General features: G+C 42.1%; 3 protein-coding genes and 1 pseudogene. All 4 read right to left on the reverse strand.

Annotated elements, in window-relative coordinates:
• Window positions 1-371, reverse strand: a pseudogene (locus tag IQ270_RS30055) (hypothetical protein); the annotation flags it as partial.
• 314 nt (window positions 372-685) lie between these two features.
• Window positions 686-907, reverse strand: a complete 222-nt coding sequence (locus tag IQ270_RS30060) for a hypothetical protein (protein ID WP_193976750.1) — start codon at window positions 905-907, stop codon at window positions 686-688.
• Window positions 908-1,142: 235 nt separating this feature from the next.
• The gene (locus IQ270_RS30065) at window positions 1,143-1,514 is read right to left on the reverse strand and encodes a DUF5615 family PIN-like protein (protein WP_193976751.1); all 372 of its coding nucleotides are present in this window, start codon (window positions 1,512-1,514) and stop codon (window positions 1,143-1,145) included.
• The gene (locus IQ270_RS30070; RefSeq protein WP_228056839.1) at window positions 1,511-1,675 is read right to left on the reverse strand and encodes a DUF433 domain-containing protein; all 165 of its coding nucleotides are present in this window, start codon (window positions 1,673-1,675) and stop codon (window positions 1,511-1,513) included. The genes IQ270_RS30065 and IQ270_RS30070 overlap by 4 nt, the downstream gene beginning before the upstream one ends.
• Between the last annotated feature and the right edge of the window lie 14 nt (window positions 1,676-1,689).

The following is a 1,689-nucleotide window of genomic DNA, read 5'->3' on the forward strand; positions in this document are numbered from 1 at the left end:
TCTAAATTGATATCCCCTAGTGCCAATTGTTCAATTGCTTGCAAAGACAGAATTTCAGGTTTTACATCGTTAATGTCCCCCAGCTTCAAGATGTTGTCAACAGAAGTGCCGGCTTGCCAGCTTCGACCGCCAGAACTTCCAGAACTAGCAACCGCAGGCAGGGAACTAAAGGTAATCTGGTTCCAATCTGGCAGCAAAACTCTAGATTGTTCTTTTTCCCAAATTTTAGTAGGTAAGGAACTAGCGCTAGCAATTGATGGAAAGCTTAAGAAAGTAATGCAGATGAAAACAAAAATTAGGCAGAGTGTATTGGCAGCTATTAAAGCAGATCCTACCTGGCTTAATTTTTTTAACTGCTTTGGACTGTTCATGGGAATCCTATGGATGTTAACTAAAATTAGGCAAAAAAACTGCTCTATTCTTTCTAATTTGAAAAAACTTTAAACGGTTTTTAAAACATTACGAAAAATAGAGCAGTATTGCAGAAATTACCCATCAGCTAAATCTCCCTCTCCCCCTCTCGCCCTTTTCCTCTACCTCTCTCCATCTCCATTTTAGGAATTACCCAAAAACCCGGTCTTTCTATGTAATTCCGTCATTTTAGGTTGAACATGAGAACGAGAAACTGTTTTTTTTAGGTTGATAATGCGTCCTGGACTGCATTTCTCCATCTTCGCTTTTTTCTTTAATCAAGCTCCAGCTCAAGCTGTGGATTCGGGCGGACTGCTGAATCTGTCCAAGGAGTATCTGCTAAGTTTGACAAGTCATAGACATTTTCTTGGTAAGCGTTGTCAAAATTACCTTGACGAACTTCTTTAGATGACGAGTAACCGACTGTCAAATCGGGTGCCGATTCGTAACCGGAGTTGTTATAGCCGGAATTAGGTTCAATCGATGAATTCTGCATGGTTTTTATCAGTTCATGTGGTCAACAATTCCAATTTAAATCGCATCTAGTTCCTGCAACTTCATTCCTGTGAGCGATTTCGTTCAGTAAAAATTACCCCCTCTAAATGGAGGGGGCAGCTTTATGAAGGTTGCCTAACGGCTCTCAGCATTGGGCAATTCTACGAAGTCGAGAAAAATGTTTTTTAAGAAAAGTGACAAAGTGCGATCGCGCACTAAAATCTCTGGTTTGGCAGTTATCGCGGTGTAATAGGTAGAATTCTAACCCGAGAGCGCGTTTCATCTACTGAAATTAATGCCCCCAACTCAATTTGTGACTCAAATTGATGCAACACTTCCACAATTAAACTCTCTATATTGGCAGGCAGTACATCTTGAATACGCACTTGAATTACAGTAGGAGCATCAGCTTGGGTAGCTGCCAGCAGCGCACCAAAATCTAAGTCGTGAGTAAAAACTACATAGCTATTCACCCGCGCCCAGTTCATAATAACGCGGTCTGTGGCACGAGGATCGCCAACTGTAGACCAATGAAGAGACTCTATTCCGTATTTACCAAATACGAGAGTCCATTCAGGTGACAGGTTCATGTCAATCAAAATTTTCACGCTATTTTAAGAGGAATTTCCACTTCTTCAACTCGCCACGCTGCATAGGCAAGCGCTTCATATATATCTGCTTCTTCCAGGTAGGGATAGGCTTGCAAAATGCCTGACGGTGAGTGTCCAGATGCCATCAGTCCGACTATCGTACCAACAGTGACTCGCAAGCCGCGAATGCAGG

The sequence above is a fragment of the Microcoleus sp. LEGE 07076 genome, assembly GCF_015207455.1.
GTDB lineage: Bacteria > Cyanobacteriota > Cyanobacteriia > Cyanobacteriales > Microcoleaceae > Microcoleus.

Bases quoted from the DNA above. Each gene is read 5' to 3' on its own strand.
- IQ270_RS30060 (WP_193976750.1), bottom strand. From the start codon at position 907: ATGCAGAATTCATCGATTGAACCTAATTCCGGCTATAACAACTCCGGT.